The sequence below is a fragment of the Bacillus sp. CH30_1T genome, assembly GCF_008364765.1.
GTDB lineage: Bacteria > Bacillota > Bacilli > Bacillales > Bacillaceae_B > Rossellomorea.
In genome coordinates this window covers 37,374-57,286 of the sequence record NZ_VTUY01000002.1, presented here as the reverse complement: position 1 = coordinate 57,286, position 19,913 = coordinate 37,374, and the positions used below count along the sequence as shown (strand labels likewise).

17 protein-coding genes are annotated in these 19,913 nt (G+C 41.3%); 12 read left to right on the top strand and 5 right to left on the bottom strand.

The window, feature by feature from the left end:
• Positions 1-20: 20 nt before the first annotated feature.
• The 4 genes from iolE to F0342_RS03475 are packed head-to-tail and all read left to right on the top strand — an operon-like array spanning position 21 to position 4,326.
• Complete coding sequence (iolE, locus tag F0342_RS03490) at positions 21-929, top strand: myo-inosose-2 dehydratase (RefSeq protein WP_316252580.1); 909 nt, start codon at positions 21-23, stop codon at positions 927-929.
• Positions 930-957: 28 nt separating this feature from the next.
• On the top strand, positions 958-1,767 hold the full coding sequence (gene iolB / locus F0342_RS03485; RefSeq protein ID WP_149154653.1) for a 5-deoxy-glucuronate isomerase: 810 nt from the start codon (positions 958-960) through the stop codon (positions 1,765-1,767).
• A 52-nt stretch (positions 1,768-1,819) separates the two neighbouring features.
• Positions 1,820-2,869 (top strand): 5-dehydro-2-deoxygluconokinase, encoded by a 1,050-nt coding sequence (iolC, locus tag F0342_RS03480; protein ID WP_149154652.1) that lies wholly within the window; start codon positions 1,820-1,822, stop codon positions 2,867-2,869.
• Complete coding sequence (locus tag F0342_RS03475; RefSeq protein WP_149154651.1) at positions 2,869-4,326, top strand: CoA-acylating methylmalonate-semialdehyde dehydrogenase; 1,458 nt, start codon at positions 2,869-2,871, stop codon at positions 4,324-4,326. The genes iolC and F0342_RS03475 overlap by 1 nt, the downstream gene beginning before the upstream one ends.
• Positions 4,327-4,502: 176 nt before the next feature.
• Here F0342_RS03475 and F0342_RS03470 read toward each other — a convergent pair whose 3' ends face one another.
• Together F0342_RS03470 and F0342_RS03465 are read right to left on the bottom strand one after the other, a co-directional pair.
• Positions 4,503-5,231, bottom strand: coding sequence for a FadR/GntR family transcriptional regulator (locus F0342_RS03470; RefSeq protein WP_149154650.1), 729 nt, complete (start codon positions 5,229-5,231; stop codon positions 4,503-4,505).
• Between the two features lie 89 nt (positions 5,232-5,320).
• On the bottom strand, positions 5,321-6,688 hold the full coding sequence (locus tag F0342_RS03465) for a sodium/glutamate symporter (protein WP_149154649.1): 1,368 nt from the start codon (positions 6,686-6,688) through the stop codon (positions 5,321-5,323).
• Between the two features lie 180 nt (positions 6,689-6,868).
• Here F0342_RS03465 and F0342_RS03460 point away from each other — a divergent pair, with 180 nt between their 5' ends.
• The 8 genes from F0342_RS03460 (at position 6,869) to F0342_RS03425 (ending at position 16,682) form a co-directional block, all read left to right on the top strand.
• On the top strand, positions 6,869-7,792 hold the full coding sequence (locus tag F0342_RS03460) for an alpha/beta hydrolase (RefSeq protein ID WP_149154648.1): 924 nt from the start codon (positions 6,869-6,871) through the stop codon (positions 7,790-7,792).
• Positions 7,764-8,648, top strand: coding sequence for a DUF6282 family protein (locus tag F0342_RS03455; RefSeq protein WP_149154647.1), 885 nt, complete (start codon positions 7,764-7,766; stop codon positions 8,646-8,648). The genes F0342_RS03460 and F0342_RS03455 overlap by 29 nt, the downstream gene beginning before the upstream one ends.
• Positions 8,635-10,059 carry an FAD-binding oxidoreductase gene (locus F0342_RS03450; RefSeq protein ID WP_149154646.1) on the top strand — a complete coding sequence of 475 codons (1,425 nt, stop codon included), beginning with the start codon at positions 8,635-8,637 and terminating at the stop codon, positions 10,057-10,059. Before F0342_RS03455 ends, F0342_RS03450 begins: the two co-directional genes overlap by 14 nt.
• Positions 10,052-11,368 carry a (Fe-S)-binding protein gene (locus tag F0342_RS03445; RefSeq protein ID WP_262481627.1) on the top strand — a complete coding sequence of 439 codons (1,317 nt, stop codon included), beginning with the start codon at positions 10,052-10,054 and terminating at the stop codon, positions 11,366-11,368. The genes F0342_RS03450 and F0342_RS03445 overlap by 8 nt, the downstream gene beginning before the upstream one ends.
• A gap of 704 nt (positions 11,369-12,072) precedes the next feature.
• Positions 12,073-12,648 carry a TetR/AcrR family transcriptional regulator gene (locus F0342_RS03440; RefSeq protein ID WP_149154645.1) on the top strand — a complete coding sequence of 192 codons (576 nt, stop codon included), beginning with the start codon at positions 12,073-12,075 and terminating at the stop codon, positions 12,646-12,648.
• Between the two features lie 44 nt (positions 12,649-12,692).
• Positions 12,693-14,033 (top strand): cytosine permease, encoded by a 1,341-nt coding sequence (locus F0342_RS03435; RefSeq protein WP_149154644.1) that lies wholly within the window; start codon positions 12,693-12,695, stop codon positions 14,031-14,033.
• Positions 14,030-15,130, top strand: coding sequence for an S-methyl thiohydantoin desulfurase family protein (locus tag F0342_RS03430; RefSeq protein WP_149154643.1), 1,101 nt, complete (start codon positions 14,030-14,032; stop codon positions 15,128-15,130). The genes F0342_RS03435 and F0342_RS03430 overlap by 4 nt, the downstream gene beginning before the upstream one ends.
• On the top strand, positions 15,123-16,682 hold the full coding sequence (locus F0342_RS03425) for a hydantoinase/oxoprolinase N-terminal domain-containing protein (RefSeq protein ID WP_149154642.1): 1,560 nt from the start codon (positions 15,123-15,125) through the stop codon (positions 16,680-16,682). The genes F0342_RS03430 and F0342_RS03425 overlap by 8 nt, the downstream gene beginning before the upstream one ends.
• 192 nt (positions 16,683-16,874) lie before the next feature.
• On the opposite strand, the gene F0342_RS03420 is transcribed toward F0342_RS03425, so the two are convergent.
• The 3 genes from F0342_RS03420 to pgaC form a co-directional block, all read right to left on the bottom strand.
• A complete protein-coding gene (locus F0342_RS03420) occupies positions 16,875-17,771 on the bottom strand; it encodes a helix-turn-helix transcriptional regulator (RefSeq protein WP_149154641.1) in 897 nt (298 codons plus the stop codon).
• 135 nt (positions 17,772-17,906) lie between these two features.
• Positions 17,907-18,263 carry a poly-beta-1,6-N-acetyl-D-glucosamine biosynthesis protein PgaD gene (gene pgaD / locus F0342_RS03415; protein WP_149154640.1) on the bottom strand — a complete coding sequence of 119 codons (357 nt, stop codon included), beginning with the start codon at positions 18,261-18,263 and terminating at the stop codon, positions 17,907-17,909.
• Entirely contained in the window at positions 18,260-19,495 is a 1,236-nt protein-coding gene (pgaC, locus tag F0342_RS03410; RefSeq protein WP_262481626.1) for a poly-beta-1,6-N-acetyl-D-glucosamine synthase, read from the bottom strand. The genes pgaD and pgaC overlap by 4 nt, the downstream gene beginning before the upstream one ends.
• Positions 19,496-19,913: the final 418 nt, after the last annotated feature.

Here is a 19,913-nt window from a genome sequence, read left to right as displayed (position 1 = left end):
GAAATAAGGGGGATGGATATATGATGGAACCTATTAAACTGGGCGTTTCTGCGATCAATTGGGCCAATGAAGATGTGCTTTCACTGGGTGATCATTATTCAGGTGATACCATCCTCTCTGAGATGGCGTCATTGGGGTATGCAGGTACAGAAATGAGCAGGAAATTCCCTCAGGAAGTACCCCAATTAAAGTCATTCCTTTCAGATAAAAGGATGGAACTGGCATCTCAATGGAAGGGTGTATTGTTTTCGGATCATACAAGGCATTCAGAGGAGCTCAAGTCATTTACGGACCATGTTCTCTTCTTAAAGGAAATGGGGTGCCAAACGGTTGTCACTTGTGACATAGGTGGTTCCACCATTGGGGATCCCAGACGAGAGCCTGGTGAGAATACGGTTCTGACATGGTCTGATCAAGAGTGGGAGTCCATGATGACAGGCCTTGAGAAAGCAGGACAGATATGTCGGAAACACGGTCTTTATCTTGTGTATCACCATCATATGGGAACAAATGTAGAGACACGGGATCAAATCGATCGTCTAATGGCTGGAACGGATCCTGAACTCGTTCATTTGTTATTTGATAGTGGGCATGCCTACTATGCTGGAGCAGATCCATTGTCTTTACTTAAAGCCTATAAAGGCCGCGTCAAACATGTTCATTTAAAGGATATCCGCAAAGAAGTGTTGGATAAGGTAAGAAAAGATGGTATGGACTTTAAAACCTCAGTTCTGGAAAATGTGTTTACAGTACCAGGGGATGGAATCATTTCGTTTAAGCCGATTATTGAGGAGCTTCATGGAATGGATTATCACGGCTGGATGATTGTTGAAGCCGAGCAAAATCCTGATGAGAAAAACCCTTATACGCATGCCAAAACTGCCAAGCAGTATCTTGATTGTATATGGAATGAAATTAAGAACAACTGATCGAACTTTTTTATAGGGAGTGGAAATTATGTCTAAGTTAATCGTTCCAAGCAACAAACCGAATGAAAGGGGGCAGGTTCTAACGATTACCCCTGAAAGTGCCGGTTGGGAATATGTCGGATTTGAAGTGTATTCCCTAAAAGAAGGGGAAGAAAAGAACTTTTCCACTGAAGAGAACGAAATCTGCGTCGTTTTATTATCAGGGAGAGCGGATGTGAAAACAGCAGAATTCTTCTGGGAAAACATTGGAGAAAGAATGAGTATCTTTGAGAAAACCCCTCCTTATTCTGTGTATGCCCCTCCTGGAGACCGATTAACGATTTCAGCCAATACCCCGCTTGAATTTGCCCTTTGCAAAGCACCTGGGAAAGGGACCTACAATGCGAAGCTAATTGAACCAACCGATGTAGGGGTAGAAATACGCGGCTCAGGAAATACGGAGCGATTTATCCATAATATATTGCCTGAACAAAAGGAAGCGGATCGCTTGCTCGTTGTGGAAGTCTTTACACCAGGAGGAAATTGGTCAAGTTATCCCCCGCACAAACATGATGAAAACAATTTACCGGATGAATCCTATCTGGAAGAAACATATTATCACAGAGTGAAACCGGAAAATGGCTTTATGGTTCAGAGAGTCTATACAGATGATCGTGAACTGGACGAAACCATGACCGTGAAGAATGGCGATGCTGTGCTTGTGCCAAAAGGATATCATCCTGTGAGTGCTCCTCCAGGATATGAGGGATATTACTTAAATGTCATGGCGGGTCCGGTCCGAACATGGAAATTTCAAAATGATCCCGATCACGAATGGATCATGAAGACGAATCGTTAATTCATTTGTAGACAAAGCTTTCGAGCAGATCAGAGAGGAAGGTAAACCTAAAATGACCCAATTAACCTTTGATTCTACTAAACCATTCGATTTTATCGGAGTTGGTAGATTATGTATCGATTTAAATGCGAATGAAATCCACCGCCCAATGGAAGAAACCCTTACCTTTACGAAATACGTAGGAGGATCACCGGCCAATATATCAATCGGTATGGCGAGATTAGGGATGAAGACAGGCTTTATCGGCAGAGTTGCCGATGACCAAATGGGAAGATTCATTGAGCAATACCTTGATGAAAATGACATAGACACTTCAAGTGTCATAACAGATACGAATCATAGTGTGACAGGTCTTGCCTTCACTGAAATTAAAAGCCCTTCTGATTGCAGTATATTGATGTATCGGGACAATGTGGCAGATCTGTATTTAGAACCACAGGACATTAAGGAAGAGTATATAAAGGATTCCAAAGCCTTATTGATTTCGGGTACCGCTTTATCCAAGAGTCCTTCAAGAGAAGCGGTTTTTACAGCCCTGCATTATGCAAGAAAGCACGGAACTGTGGTCTTTTTCGATATTGATTACCGTCCATATTCATGGACATCTGAAGATGAGACGGCGATCTATTATAAGCTTGCTGCAGAAAAGAGCGATGTCATTATTGGCACGCGGGAAGAATTCAATCTGGTGGAACGCATTGATAACAGAGAAGAACCAAATGACTGGTCGACAGCGAAAGACTGGTTCAAGCATGAGGCGAAAATAGTTGTTATTAAGCACGGAGAAAAAGGATCGATTGCTTATACAAAAGAGGGCCAGTCCTTTGAGAGTCCTATTTTCCCTGCGAATGTAATCAAAACATTTGGAGCTGGGGACTCGTATGCCGCCGGCTTTATATATGGGTTGATGAAAGGCTGGAAGCTTCCAAAAGCCATGGAGTTTGGAAGCGCTGCTGCAGCCATTGTCATTTCCAGTCACAGTTGTTCGGATGCGATGCCGACAGCAGACCAAATTAAAAAGTTTATCAATGATTGTAATACAGGGAAGCAGCCCATTCATTCAAATGCGAGCCAATCAAATCAGAAAGAAGGTGTACAATAATGAGTATAGAAACGAAAGTGGAAACGATTAAAAACTTCATTGGCGGCAAATGGATCGAGTCGTCCTCGCCTTCTTCCCTCCCTTTGCCCAACCCTGCAACAGAAGAAGTGATGGCATTTGTCCCCCTTTCAACGAAAGATGAGGTTGATCAAGCGGTTCAAACCGCATCCATCGCATTCGAAACATGGAGTGAAACACCTGTCCCCAAAAGAGCCCGGGTCTTATTCAAGTATCAGCAGCTGTTAATCGACCATTGGAGTGAGCTAGCCACTCTTATAACAAAGGAAAATGGCAAGAATTATAAAGAAGCTTACGGTGAAGTACAAAGAGGAATTGAATGTGTAGAATTTGCTGCTGGTGCACCTACTCTGATGATGGGCAAGCAGCTTCCAGACATTGCGACCAATATGGAATCCGGGATGTATCGATATCCTGTCGGGGTTGTGGGCGGGATCACCCCGTTCAATTTCCCAATGATGGTGCCATGCTGGATGTTTCCTTTGGCGATTGCATGCGGGAACACGTTTGTCTTAAAGCCATCCGAACGAACTCCTTTATTAGCTAATCGATTAGCGGAGTTATTTCACCAAGCGGGATTACCGGAAGGGGTTCTGAATATCGTTCACGGTGCACATGATGTTGTCAATGGGTTGTTGGACCATCCCGGGGTACCTGCCATTTCATTTGTTGGATCGCAGCCTGTTGCCGAGTATGTATACAAAAGCGCATCGGCGAATGGAAAACGAGTCCAAGCGTTAGCCGGAGCTAAAAATCACAGTATTGTCATGCCGGATGCGAAAGTAGAAGAAGCATCGAGACAAATTATCAATGCAGCTTTCGGTTCAGCAGGGGAAAGGTGTATGGCATGCTCGGTCGTTGTAGCGGTTGATAGTATAGCGGATACATTGATTGAGAAATTGGTAGAGAAAGCAAATGAGATCCAAATGGGAGACGGTTTAGATGAATCAGTCTTTTTAGGACCTGTGATCCGTAAGGAACATTTAGAACGGACGGTACAATACATTGAATCAGGAGAAAGTGAAGGTGCCTTATTACTAAGAGATGGTCGTAATGAAGCATGCGAGAAAGGATATTTTGTCGGACCAACCATTTTCGATAAAGTGACTCCGGATATGAAAATATGGAAGGAAGAAATTTTCGCACCTGTCCTTTCCATTGTGAGAGTAAAAGATTTAAAAGAGGCAATAGAGGTGGCGAATCAATCGGAATTCGGAAATGGAGCATGCTTGTTCACTCAGGATGGCAGCAATGTTCGATATTTTAGAGAAAAAATACAAGCTGGGATGCTCGGAATTAACATAGGAGTACCTGCACCCATGGCATTTTTTCCTTTCTCTGGATGGAAAAATTCATTTTATGGAGATCTTCACGCAAATGGCTCAGATGGTGTGGAGTTTTATACGAAGCGGAAAATGGTTACTGCTAGTTGGACGTAATAGCCTTTTAATACAATTAAAAAGAGGATGCTATCTAGGTGCATCCTCTTTTTGGTGTGTGCCAGGTATGTTAAAGAAGCATTGATCTCGAAACAGTAGGATAAATCGATGAGTTTCGCGTGCGTAGATCATCACAACGAAATGTCATTCTTCATATTGAGATTGATGCTCTTTCATTATTCACTCTCTTCGCCCAAACCCTCATTAAAGTCGCTTCGCCTTGATTTTAACTTTTCCATACTGTTTGATAAGTGTACGTACATTTGTCTTTCTGCACTTTTCGCATCTTTTAATGAAATGGCTTTCAAAATAGATTGGTGTTCTTCATAAACCTGTTGTTTTTTTCCTTTGATCCTTGTGTTGATGGCAAGGGAGGCTTTTAAGGCCCGATTGTAAATATCAGATAGGTTTTCAAGTGTATGAATAAGCACGTTGTTTTTGGTTGAATGAAGGATGGATTGGTGGAATAGAAAGTCGGCTTTGTCGTTGATCTTATCGGGATCATGAAGTTCCTTGAAAAGCATTTCCTGTGCTAGATACATCTTACTCAGGTCTTCCTCATCATGCCGTTCAGCTGCCAGTGCAGCCGCCTTTGTTTCAAGAATGATTCTTGTTTCCAGCAGCTCTATGACTTGATGATATGAAATGACTTCCATTAAGGGTTGATCTAGAAGCTGTTCAAGGGGCTTAGGGCGAACATAGCTGCCGCCGCCATGGACGGATTCAATGATACCATGTGAAGCTAAAGCGCTTAATGCCTCACGTATCGGGACTCGGCTGACGTTGAACATTTTTGCCAATTCATTCTCGGATGGAAGTTTTGAATCAACCGGGAACTCCCCTGATCTAATCTTGTCTTTAATTTCATCGATAATTTGATGAGAAACACGTTTTCTGACGATCATCATTGATTCTCCTTTAAATGTAAGAGCCTTTCGTTTCCTACTATTATAACATGAAACGAATAGTGGATAGGAAAGGCTCTTCTGAAAACTTAACTGATATTTCTCTTGTCATGATTTTCGCTCAGGCTGTTTCCCCATAAGCCAAAGCGCTTATGGACGGCAATGATGGCAGCCCCTGCAATTAGAAGGACAATCGGCATCACCCACGGTAATCCTGTTGAAAATAGTATTGGTGAAAAGGTGATAATGACGATTTCAACTGGGACCATCCCTATGTATGCCAGGGCATAATCGTCCATTGTTTTACTTTTTAATTCTGGATCTACAATTCGGAGAAGTGCTAACCCCATTGCTACCGTACCTGTGCTCCAGCCCCAGCCGAATAGGGATTTCTCAAACCAGAAATCTTTGAAAATGTTTGGTCCGATAAAGCGAAAGATAAGGTAAGCCCAAATCGTTCCGAACACAAATAATAGGGTTAAAGGCACAGCATAATCCATGACCACTGTAAGATTAATCGAAGCGATTCCTATGGCGACCAAATAGTCGGTCGCGCTCCCGCCAATCCGTTCCATTACTCGCTGATCGATATACTCGTCCGCCTTTACTTTACGTACAAGAACCTGAAAGACTAGTGCGACAACAAAGGCGATACTTAATAGAGGAACAGAGATTCCTGGAAGTAATGCTTCTAGTGCCCCTGTTACCCAATAAGAGACCCCGACGACAAATGAAATAATGGACAAATGAAGAACCAATGGATCAATAGAGCTCGGCGAAACGGTTTCTTTTCCCATAGCGACCCGCTTATCTGTATGCATCAGTCCTGACCTTAGTTCATTAGGCAGGTCTTTAAAACTCGAAATAAATTGGGTATGCCCTTTTTCCGTGTTTTTTTTCACCAGAAACAGGCCACCAAGTACGGCCACTAATATCCCGACCGTAGCAGATGTCATACCAAGCGTCATTGCTTCCTCCCAGCCGTACTGACTGAAACCTTCTCCGATGGCGGCGGCTGTACCGTGTCCGCCTAGAAATCCGGCCCCTAAGATGAGACCAAACCCGCTGGGAAGATCTGTGAAAACTTGACTAATGACCACTAGTCCGAAGAAAGCACCGCCACCCCACATCAATAAGGTGAGCAGCATGGAATACGACCACATTTCTCTCACACGGTGAATGATTTCCTTTAGGTTCACTTTTGTCGCACCGATTGGTATAGAAGCAAAGATCACCGCAATCAATAAACCTGGGTAAGAAGAAAGTTGATCAGAGAAAGGAAGGATATCCACCCCGCTTGGCCCTAAAGCAAGTCCTATAAAACCGGCAATCATACTTGCCGGTAAAAACAGGGATTGAATCCATTTAATCTTTGCCCGCAAAATCGTTCCTAATAGAAGTAACCCAGAAATAACACTTACATCCCCCATTAATGACCAGATAGAAAAATCGTTCAAGCTTATCTCCCCTTTTTTCAAAATAGTAAGCGTTAACATTTGTAATACAAGTATACAATATATTTAGAAAATTACAATTAGATATTGAAATTCATCCAATTAGTAGTATACTTGTATTACAAGTTTATGTTAAAGCGTTTTCATTTTTGGGAATACTATAATCAATAAGAGGTGAGCAGAATGGTAGAGAAAAAGGTCGAGTTTTTCAGTGATGGGTTGAAATTAAAAGGAAGTTATTATTATCCTGAACAGTTTAATGAAAATAAACGATATCCTGCGGTCATTATTAATTCAGGTTATCAGGGCTTTAATGAATTTTATCCGAAACTCTTTGCTGAGAAATTAACTCAAAAGGGATATATGTGCTTTGGATTTGATTATCGAGGTTTTGCCGACAGTGAAGGAGAAAAAGGCAGAGTCGTCTTAGATGAACAAGTTCGTGATATCCAACATGCGATTAGCTACATATCCACTCATGACAATATAGATGAGACGAAAATTGGACTCATCGGCTGGGGCATGGGAGCCTGCAACGTCATCCATGTGGCAGCCAAAGATAAAAGAGTCAAAGCAGTAGCCGGCCTAAACGGCTTCTATCATGGAGAGAGATGGTTAAAATCGATTCACTCGTATGTTGAGTTTGTGGAGATTGAAAAGACGCTTAATGAAGATCGGAAATTAAGGGCAACGACTGGGCAATCTCAATTCGCCGATACATTCATCCATTACCCGCTTGATCCATCGACGAAAGATTATGTGGAGAATGAATTGTCATCGGTATATGGATTTGGTCATGAAACACAGCTGTTGTTCACTGATTCTATTTTAGAGACAAATGCAGAGGATGTGGTAGAAAAAATATCTCCTGTTCCTCTATTTATCGGTCATGGGAAAGAAAATCTACTTCATCCGAAATCTGAATCCGTCTCCCTTTATCAAAAAGCAGGTTCTCCTAAGGAGTTCTATTGGATAGAAGGGAAGCATAATGACTTTATGTTCGGTGATCATGCCGAGTTTATTAGATTAAATCATAAATTGGATGAATTTTTACAAGAAGCATTTAAAGGTGGTACGTATGAAAAGTCAATTTCATCCCTTGCTTGAAGGGGCATATGAATGTCATGTTCATAGTTCACCAAGTATTTTCAAACGAAAGCAGACGGATTGGGAGCTGCTTGAAGATGCCAAAAAGGCGAAGATGGGTGGTATCGTCTTAAAGAGTCATGAATCTTCAACCGTCGAACGGGCATTTCTATTAAATGAAAAGGAATCCTCTATACAGGCTTTTGGCGGTATTGTTCTAAACCAGCATGTTGGTGGCCTTAACCCATACGCAGTGGAAACTGCGTTGAAAATGGGGGGGAAGATCGTTTGGTTTCCTACCCTCTCTGCCGGGCAGCACCAGCAGTACTTTAGTCGGAATAATACAAAGCTCTTTAATGGGAACCCCCTATTATCCAAAGGAACGGTTTCGATTGAAGAGGATGGTCAGTTGCTCGATGAGGTAACTGTTATCTTACAATTGATTAAAGATTATGACGCAGTGTTGGCGACAGGACATTTGTCATTAGCTGAACAACATACAATTGTCCATGCAGCCAAAGAAACAGGTATAGAAAAAATAATCATACAGCACGCAGACATGGGCATATCGAGAATACCAATTGAAGACCAACAATACTTTGCCTCTTTAGGGTGTATGATCGAAAAGTGTTATCTGGCATGCAGCTCGGACTTTCATGACTTGACCGCAGAGGAAATGGCCAAGACGATCGAAGTGATTGGGCACGAGTCCTGTGTGTTAGTAACTGATTACGGGCAGCCTCACCATGAACCGCCGGTATACGCCTTGAGCCGTTTTATTGAAGACCTTATCTTCCATGGCGTTAAAGAAGAGCAGATAAGAAAGATGGTGCAAGAGAATCCAAGATCACTATTAGGTGTTGATGAACATGAATAAGATCAATGAACAGATTCTGAATGAGTTACGAGAAATCGTACAGGAAAATCGGATACTGACGAAAAAGAATGAATTGTATTCTTTTAGCTTTGATGCTTCATTTGGCGAATATTTACCGGAGGTGGTCCTTCAGCCTCAATCAAAAGAAGAAGTCAGTAAAATCGTGATGATCGCCAACCTTCATCATATCCCTGTTTATCCTAGAGGTTCTGCCACTTCTTTAAGTGGCGGACCACTTCCGACAATGGGCGGAATCGTTCTTGATATGTCCCAATATCCCAAAGAAATATCGATCGATAAAGAAAATATGCTGGCCATTGTGACGCCTAGTATCATTACTTCCACCATCCATGAGAAAGCAGAGAAGGAAGGATTATTTTATCCCCCTGATCCAAGTAGTTCGCATGTATCGACCATCGGGGGGAATATCCTTGAAAACTCAAGCGGACCCAAAGGTTTGAAATATGGAACAACGAAGGAATATGTCATTGGTTTAGAAATGGTTACCCCAACAGGAGAGATTGTACGAACAGGCGGTAAAACAGTCAAGAATGTGACGGGATTCGACCTGACAAGGTTGATTGTCGGTTCAGAAGGCTTACTGGGAGTGGTCACTGAAATCACTCTAAGACTCATCCCTAATCCAGCTCACAAAATGACTTTACTAGCGTCGTTCCAGAGTGTAGTAGATTCGGGGATAGCGATTACGAACATATTATCAGCGGGAGTTCTACCAGCTGCGATGGAACTGATGGATAAATATTGCATTGAGGCCGTGGAGCATTATCATCCTTCGGGTCTTCCACTCAATGCGGAAGCAATCGTAATTATTGAAGTCGATGGGCATGAAGCATCTGTGAATGAAGAAATTGATAAGTGTTCAGAGATATGTCAATCGTTCCCTGGAGCGATCGTGAAGGTAGCAAAGTCAGAAGAAGAGCGAATGAAGATTTGGAAAGCGCGTAAGATGGTTTCTCCAGCGATTACTCAATTAGGGCCAACGAAGATCTCAGAAGATGCCACTGTTCCAAGAAGCAAGATTCCGGAAATGATTGAAAAACTTCACCAAATACGTGTGAAATACGATTTGAATCTAGTCGTATTCGGGCATGCGGGTGATGGAAACCTGCACCCCAATATTATTACGGATAAAAGAAATATAGAAGAAATGAAAAAAGCAGAGTTGGCTGTCGGAGAAATCTTTCAGGCGGCGATTGATTTGGGAGGAACACTTTCTGGAGAACATGGTATAGGCATTTTAAAGGCACCTTATATGAGAAACGAGCTCGGTCCTGCATTGGATTTAATGAAAATGATTAAACAAGCCTGGGATCCTCATAATATATTAAATCCGGGCAAGATGTTTCCTCAGAAAGGGCAGACAAAGGTGGTGTTAACGCAAAATGACTAATGCAAACGCAATGGAAGTTCTTCATAAGAAAACGTATGAGGAGGTCAATCAATGTATCCAGTGCGGTTATTGCCTTCCTGCTTGTCCCACTTATGCATCTATGGAGACTGAGAGTGCTTCCCCAAGGGGGAGGATTAACCTGGTCAAAATGGCTGCAGAGGGCAAGATTGATATTCTAGAAGATTTAAAGGAACCGATCGACCTTTGTCTTGGCTGCCGTGCTTGTGAGGTGGCTTGTCCGGTGGATGTCCCCTATGGATCGATATTGGAACATGCGAAAGAAACGATTCATGATATGGAAGTGCAGAGAAAAGGTAATAATCGATTTAAAGATTTTGCGTTAAACCAGCTGTTTATGAAACCGAAAACGATGAAAATTTCAAGTGACCTATATTACTTATATCAGAAAAGCGGACTGCAGAAAGTTGTCCGATCGGCGAATTTACCAGAAAAAGTAGTGAAGAATATAGGAAGCTTTGAAAAAGCGATGCCTAGTGTTCCTTCTAAGAAATATCATATCGAAAGAGGAAAACGATATCCGGCCAAAACGGATAAAACTGTTAAAACGGTTGCTTTGTTCCTTGGATGCATCAATGATGCGGTGTTTTATCATGTAAACTACTATACGTTGGAGTTACTCCGTTTATCCGGGTGTGACGTATACGTTCCTAAAGAGCAAAATTGCTGCGGGGCCCTTCATGCTCATCAAGGCCAGACTAAACAAACAAAGACACTGGCAAAAGAAAATCTTCTTGCGTTTGAAGAGTACGAAGTAGACACCATCATCACCAATGCGGGTGGATGCGGAGCAATCCTTCAGGAATATGATCACCTATTAAAAGATGAAAATGATACAGAATGGAAAGCTAAAGCAAAGACTTTCACTGAAAAGATCAAGGACATCTCGGAAGTACTCAGTTCTCTCAATTCCCTTCCATTCAAAGGGAAATTAGATAAAGTTGTGACCTACCAGCCATCCTGCCATCTTAACAATGTTCAAAAGGCGGGAGCTTACCCTGAAAGGCTCATACGAAAAATCCCGGGCATAACCTATGTAGAATTACCAAGTAAGCATTCGTGTTGTGCCTCTGGAGGCGTCTACAACATTCAACACTATGATGAATCGATGAAAATTCTCGGTAGTAAAATGACAGAGGTCAATGTGATCCAGCCGGATATTGTTGTAACGTCAAATCCAGGATGCCTGATTCAAATGACCCATGGTATCAACACCTACGGCCAGGGACAACCAGAATCCATTCACCTCGTTGAACTAATAGCCAGAGCATGCGGAATTAACATTCAATGAGGAGAGAATGATTTCCAAAGGTAGATAAGAAAATTAAGTTGCGCTTATGGAACGAGAACGGTTGGAACAAACTCAATCCCTATAATTTTCGCTGTTATTTGTTTGTGGTTGTAGTAACGGAAGACTGAAGATAAATACCAATTTATTGTAGGTCTATACAAGGAAGTACTGAAATCTGGAGAATGACCGTATTGAAAGAGGCTGGGACAAAAGTTTTTTAGCCTAAGTCAAACCCGAACCAATCCGCTTCTTAGTAGGCAGATTGGTTCGGGTTTATTTTTTATTTTTGATCCATTTGATTTTAGCAGTCTCCAGCGGTTGATTGGAGTGCAAGACGAAGACTCCTGCGGGAAGAGTAGCTTATGTGAGACCCCGCAGGCTTGCCGAGGAGGCTCACGGGCTACCCGTGGAAAGCGTAGTCTTGTACGGAAATCATTAGCGGTATTAAGAACCTACACTTCTATTGTTTGTCTTTATTTCGTGATTTTTTAGTTTTTTCCCATCCTCTTTTTGCGTTAATGATGAGGAAATAAGGTCTTCTAAAGGAAACAACACAATAGAATCGCCATCCTCTTCCTTGTTCAAATAGAAAGAAAATACATTTTTAAATTTTCTGAAAAATTATTGTATTCAATAAATAAATATGATAATATTTCACCTATATTATTACCTAACTAATATTAGTTAGGAGAGTGGGAGGCATTATGTCGACGAAGGAAAGAATCAAGGAATCCGCAACAAAGTTATTTGCAGAACATGGATTTTCAGGTATGACAATCAAGGAAATAGCAAATGAGGTGGGGATCAAGCCTCCTTCTGTTTACGCCTTTTTTAAGGGGAAGGATGATGTTTTCTTAGCCATCTATAGAGATGCACTCGATGGACATTTATTAACGGTTAAATCTCAATTTAACAAGGAATTCTCCGCCAAAGGCCAACTCTTTTCTATTTTAAAATCGGCTATTGATTTTCAATTTCGTGAGGATTTAAAGTCAAAGCTTCTTATCCGCTTGATGATATCGCCTCCGGATTTTTTGAAGGAAGATATTACAAGTCGTTTTGACGAAATGGAGCAAAATGAATACGAAATCCTATACGAAATATTTAAACATGGGATTGAGGAAGGAGAAATCAAAGCACTTGATTGTCATGAGTTAGCGTTATCTTACCAGTGCTTAATGGATGGGGTGTTTTGGCAAATGCAGCGTCATGATCGTGATGAGATTTATAAAAGGCTGGATGTGATCTTCAATCAGTTCTGGAATGGAATTTCGGTATGAATTTTCTTATGCCCGCCACCTGAATACACAAGGGAGGAAAAATAATGTCCAAAGTTTCTGATAGTGAGAAGTTGATAAACGATTATGAACGTGAGCCGGTTCCTCAAGAGAGGAGAAAAGGATGGTTCAGGTTATCTATTGTTTGGATGGGAGCAGTCATTGCACTCTCTGCCATTATATTGGGTGGAACCATTGCGGGTGGGCTGACTATGCCACAAGCTATTATTGCAACGTTTATCGGTACATTTCTATTAGCGTGTCTAAGTGCATTATGCAGCTTGGTAGGTGCTAAAACCAATTTATCAACGGCATTGGTTTCTACATTTGCACTCGGCAGATATGGTTCATATGCTGTATCCATTGTGATTGCAATCGCTCTATTTGGATGGTTCGGAGTTCAATTGGATTTATTCGGCGGGAGTATGGTGCAAATCATTAGTGACGCATTTGGGGTTGAATTGAATAAGCAGCTGCTCGTTGTAATTGGTGGGATATTGATGACAACAACAGCCGTGATCGGTTTTAAAGCAATTGAAAAATTAAGTTTACTAGCCGTTCCATTATTATCCATTTTGATGATTGCTTCCCTTGTGAAAGTTGTAAGTGATCCTGGTCAAAGTCAACTGACAAACAATTTGTTTGGGGAGCCTTTAACAGTCGGAGTTTCGGTTTCACTCATAATCGGATCTCTTGCTGTTGGTGCTATCATTGGCCCGGATATTTCAAGATACGCTAAAACGCCAAAAGATGCTGTGATTTCTTCATTTGTAGGTTTTTTTATTGGATTCAGTGTCATACTCATAGCTGCTGCTGTGATTGCCAAAGCTACATCTCAAGTTGATATCATTGCCATAATGTTAGGTCTTGGATGGGGGACCGGTGCTTTATTAATCCTCATATTGGCTCAGTGGACGACAAATGATAATAATTTGTATTCTTCAGCATTAGGATTCTCGGTTATTTTTAGAAACACTCCGAAATTTGTTCTAACGATCATTGCAGGAACGATTGGGACACTCTTAGCAGTAGGCGGCATATATGATAGCTTCATTCCTTTTCTAATCTTCTTAAGCGCCCTTATCCCGCCAATTGGAGGAATATACGTCGCAGATTATTTTATGAATGGATCCAAGTATAGTTTTGAAAATTTAGAGAAGATGAAGGCCGTTCATATACCTAGTGTGTGCGTGTGGATTGCAGCATCACTTATTGCATTCATGACTACACCGGCACCTAATGGATTTGGATTGTTTGTTATAACGGGTGCCTCGGGATTTGACGCATTTCTAGTAGCTCTCTTGTTACAAGGAGTTGTATCAAAAGTGATACAAGTAAGAGCTTCTGAGTCTTTAAGTATGGAAAAGAAATTGGAGGAGAACTCATGAGATTATTAGGAAAGCAAGAGATAGAAGATATCGCGGTTGGTGCGGCATTATTGGGAACCGGGGGTGGAGGAGACCCTTACATTGGGAAATTAATGGCTCTGCAGGCAATAGAAGAATATGGACCTATTACATTACTTGATCCTGAAGAAGTGCCTGACGAAGCAATAATTGTACCATCGGCAATGATGGGAGCTCCTACAGTAATGATAGAAAAAGTTCCCAGTGGGGAAGAAGCTGTTACAGCATTTGAAACCTTGCAGGAATATATGGGAAAAGACATATATGCCACCATGCCGATAGAAGCTGGAGGAGTGAATTCTCTACTGCCATTTGCTTTAGCGGCTCGTCAGGGTCTCCCTGTTGTAGATGGGGATGGTATGGGGCGAGCATTTCCAGAATTGCAAATGGTGACCTTTTACTTAGATGGATTAGATGCAACGCCAATGGTGTTATCAGATGAAAAAGGGAATGGAATGGTCTTAAACACAATCAATAGCGTTTGGGCTGAACGGTTGGCTCGTGGTGCCACCATAGAAATGGGTGGATCAGTCATGTTGGCTATATACCCAATGAAGGGGAAAGAAATGAAACGTTCAGCCATTCGAAATACCTTAAGCCTCGAAGAAGAAATTGGACGCAGCATTCGTGAAGCGAAAGAAAGAAACTATGACCCCATCGATGCGGTGTTGAAAATAACAAATGGCTATCGGCTTTTTAGTGGGAAAGTAAAAGATATCAATCGTAAAACGGAAACAGGCTTTGCTAGAGGAACAGCCATTATGGAGGGGATACATGATAATAAAAACGAAGAACTTGAGTTGAATTTTCAAAATGAGCATTTAATCGCAAGGACAAAGGATCGATTATTATGTGTCACCCCTGACTTAATAGCCGTGCTTGATGCAGAGACAGGGATGCCGATCACAACTGAAGGATTAAGGTATGGCGCACGTTGTATTGTCATTGGTATGCCATGTGATCCAAAATGGCGAACAGAAAAAGGTATTTCTAATGTAGGTCCCGGCTACTTCGGGTACAACGTGAACTATACACCTGTGGAAGAATTAGTTGCAGAGGGGGAGAAAATAATTGGTTAACTATCGCATTGGAATAGATGTCGGGGGAACACATACAGATGCTGTAATATTAGACGAGCGTTATCAGGTTGTATCAGAAACCAAAGAACCGACAACTGAAGATGTCAGTACCGGTATTTATAATGCTATTAAAAAGATTATTGCTATGGCCAATGTGCCTAAAGAACAAATTAAGTATGCGATGTTAGGCACTACTCATTGTACAAACGCAATTGTAGAACGTAAAAGGTTGAATAAAGTGGCGGTGATCCGGATTGGTGCCCCGGCTACTTTAGGAATAAAACCACTTGTCGGTGTACCAGAGGATTTAAGGGTGATCCTTGGAAAATATGTTTACATTGTCCGAGGTGGTAATGAGTATGATGGTCGGGAAATTACCGAATTAGATAGGGGACATTTATTGGAGATTGCTAATGAACTTAAGGGTAATGTTGATTCAATTGCGATCACTTCTGTTTTTTCTCCAGTTTCAACAAATCATGAGCATGAAGCTCAACAGATTTTTAGAGAAGTGCTTGGAGATGAGGTCGCCATTTCTTTATCAAGTGAAATCGGCAATGTCGGATTACTTGAACGTGAAAATGCTACGATCCTAAATGCAGCCGTGGTGAATGTTGCGCGTAGCACAGCCAATGGATTTGTTAATGCTTTGAAAGAAGAAGGAGTCCATGCAAAGGTTTTCTTTGGCCAAAATGATGGAACACTTATGTCAGTTGAATATACGGTGAAATATCCTATTTTAACGATTGCTTGCGGACCAACTAATAGTATTCGAGGCGCTTCTTATTTAACCAATCAATCTGAGGCACTTGTTATAGATGTTGGGGGGACCACTACGGATATCGGGGTACTTGTTAATTCTTTTCCCAGACAATCATCGTTAGCTGTAGATATCGGAGGGGTACGGACAAACTTTAGAATGCCGGATATTACTTCTGTAGGCATTGGTGGAGGAACAATCGTGAGGGTGCAAGAAGATGGAAACGTATCACTTGGGCCTGATAGTGTTGGATATCGTCTCCAACAAGAAGCATATGTTTTTGGCGGGGATACGTTAACCACGACAGATATTGTAGTAGCCAAAGGAATGGCCGATATTGGGGATTCCAGTAAATTAAAAGACCTGGATGAAAATATAATAGAAGAAGCTTTTAATCAAATAGTAGAAAAAGTGGAAGAAGCCATCGACCGAATGAAAACAAGTGCAGATCCTATTCCTGTAATATTAGTTGGAGGAGGAAGTGTATTACTTCCAGAACAATTAAAGGGTGCTTCGACTGTCCATCGACCAAATCATTACGGTGTGGCAAATGCAATCGGTTCTGCTATTTCTCAAGTAAGTGGACAAATTGAACGCGTTTTTGCATTAGATGAATTAGGAAGAGAACAAACCTTGGAATTGGCAAAGAATATGGCTATCAAAGAAGCGGTGAGTGCAGGAGCAGATTCTAACGATGTTGAGGTTGTCGATCTAGAAGATGTCCCCCTTGCTTACTTACCAGGGAATGCGACAAGAATTAGAGTGAAAGCAGCAGGGGTACTGGCAGAGTAGATGAGATAAACGTGCTTTTTAAACGAACGTTTGATAAAACGAATTGAACGTAGGAACCATGGTTTTTAAAAAGCTAAACAAATGTTTAATATAATAGATGGTCAGGGGAATAATAGTTCAATTCAACATAAGGCCTTGAAGAGAATGTGTCTCAGGGAAGGGAAGCACCAGCTAGGATAGACTGCTTCCCTTTCAATCCCCGCCTTTTATCTTGCTCACAATCTCTCGTTTCCTCCGCTCAAGAAACTCGAGATGAGTGTCATCATTCCTCAAAATAAACAATTGAATGGCTTTGTCCACATAAGGAAGTGCCTTTTCAAAATCCCCGATTTTTTCGTAATTATAGCCTATATGATAGTGAAGCTCACCCAGCCCCCATAAATGCTCTTCCTCCAAACACCAATTGATGCCTTTATGACAATAAGCAATAGACTCTTCATAGTTTTCTATTTGGGTCAGGACGCGGGCAATATTATATAATAATCGTGTATTGATGGATTGATCATTCAAGTGTTCCATTTGCTTGAGGATATCTTCGACTTTATGATAATAATCGAGCGCCTTATCATTGTTGTGTAGTAATTTCTCCCATGTTCCAAAAGTCATCAGGATTTCCAATTCTCTTTCAGAGGGTGCTTTTTTTGGATGGGCTGTCAGCTCATACGCTTGGTGCAATACGGAAAAGGCGGATGCGTGGTCTTCTTCGACCTCGAATAGATAGATGGCTTTATGCCAGTTGAGTAGTTGCAGTTTTTCGTTATCCTTGTAGAAAAATGGATTTTTTTCTTCCGTCCTTACCATTTCGATCATTTCTGTAAATTTACGTTTAAACCTCAGAGTTTTTAATTGTCTTTCAACCTCTCGGACATAATCAATACGGGGGGTCGTCCCGATTTCAAAGAAGTAGTTCACATCCACTCCCAGCTTCAAGGAGATTTGGTATAATGCCGTGGCACTTGGGTAAATATCCCCTTTCTCGATCCGGCTGATCAGCGCTTGGGTGCAGATTCCTTCAGCTAAATCCCCCTGGGTCAATCCGACCGCTTTTCTTAATTCTTTTATCTTCTTTCCTATCACTGAGTAATCCAATTCCTCATCCCTCCGAACAAGTCATCTTTTACTATTTTAACAGATGGAAGGGAAGGGTGGGCAGGCATCCTGTGTATATAGAAATGCCTCATACTATATTGAGGGGACACACGGTTCTACGTGTATCCCTTATATTCACCCTATATTCGTCCATTTCTGTGATTGAAGTTCCATAAGGGTTTCATTCCTTTCGGGGATTGCTTCTTCAAGGTCCTCAAGTGTTACTTCATCAGGCATTGTACGCCTGTTTAGCTTGCCGAAACGCTTCTTATTATAGAAGCTCCAACCGTATGATAGGGTCGCAATGACGATGATAAACACGACGGTCAATGGGAGGACAAATTGTAAAAAGGCAATATGATTAAATGATGTGATAAAGTTAAAGGCTGGAGTGAAAAGGACTCCGTTTAATAGTATGATGACTAACCACATCAATCCACTGATGACATGGGTAATCAGACGCTTTTTCTTCTGTGTTCTTTCGATCTTCATGTCTGTTTCCCTCTATCCGGACTTTCCCAAATGGCATACTCCGTTTTATTTGATGTTAGTATTCTAAAGGCTTTCGGGATGGCTGGAACCAGTGCGAATATACTTACCATCCAGTAAACCATTGGATACCATCCTGCCCACCATACGTATTGGAGAAGCTTCTCTTCGTATTGTCTATCAATGAATAAAGCAACCATTAATTGAATTAAAGAGATGAAGGCAATATAGGCACCGTATAGCAACATAGAAGGAGAAAATCCAAAGAATAATAGATAAATAAGATAGAACATCCAAGATATAGACCACAGAATGCTGAGAATCTGTTCGATATAAACGGGATATAATCTTCTTTGTCTGAAATCCTTAAAGATGGATCTATGCCTTATGAGCACTTCCATTCCACCTTGGGCCCATCTGATCCTCTGATTTAATAACCCTTTTAGTGTTTCCGGGACCAGCATCCAGCACAATGCTCTTGGTTCGTACCGTACATCCCAGAATCGTTGCTGAAGTTTCCAGGTGATGCCAATATCATCCGTTATTAAATCCTTGTCCCAGAAATCGACGTCAAGAAGGGCTTTTTTCCGAAAGGCAACGAAAACCCCAGAAACGGTCATCATCTTGCCTAAAATCCTTTGGGATCGTTTAATTAATCCGATAATGGAAGAGTACTCTACCACCTGTATCTTTCCCAATAAGGAATTCCTGTTACGAACACGAGGATTCCCGGTTACTGCTCCCACACGTTCACTATTTCTGGGAGTTGTGAAATGAGGGACCATATAGAGTAACGCATTTTTATCCAACATGGCATCACTGTCCATCGTCACTACAATTTCACCTTTCGAGGCGATGGTTCCAAAGTATAAGGCATTTGCTTTTCCTTTGTTCTCTAGAATGTTGATTACTTTTAGCCGATCAATTGAGCGGGTCAACACGGATAAAATGTCTTGTGTTTGATCAGAGCTGCCATCATTGATCACGATTATTTCATAATGTTTATAGTTGATATCATTTAATTCCTTAATTGTCTTCTCAATATGAGCGTCTTCATTGTAACAAGGCAAAAGAATGGAGACGAAAGGAAGCTCCTCCAGGTTGTCTTGTATGTCCATCGGTTTTCTTTCACGTCTTATATAGAAGAGTAGGCCCGAAATAATCCAAACGAGGCTCATGAACAAAGGATAAATGAAAAGAAAGTTTCCAACGGAATGTATGATAGTAATGAACAATTCCTGACCTCCTTCATGGTGTGCAATGAATCAATAGATAAGTAAGCGAGGCTATGAATAGTAGAATGATAGGATATTATTCAACGTACATAGGGGTTATGTTTTCAATAGGTTAAGTGAAAACAGCTTCTAGATGATTGAATCATAGAAAGGTGGTGAATGAAAGTCTTTGAGCGGTCTTTCGTAGTCACTTGATGAAAATATTATTGGTGTAATTGGGATATTAAAGAAAAAGAATTTTGTAGAATCATGTCGACATAATTTTTAGAAAATTTAAAATAAATAGTTCATCTTCAGGAATGAAGGTGATATACTTTATTTAACTGGTAATGACATCATTACTAAGACGGAGCATCCTCGGTTTCTTACCAGGTCAAACAACGCCTTATACTTTAACTGGTAATAACATCATGACAAT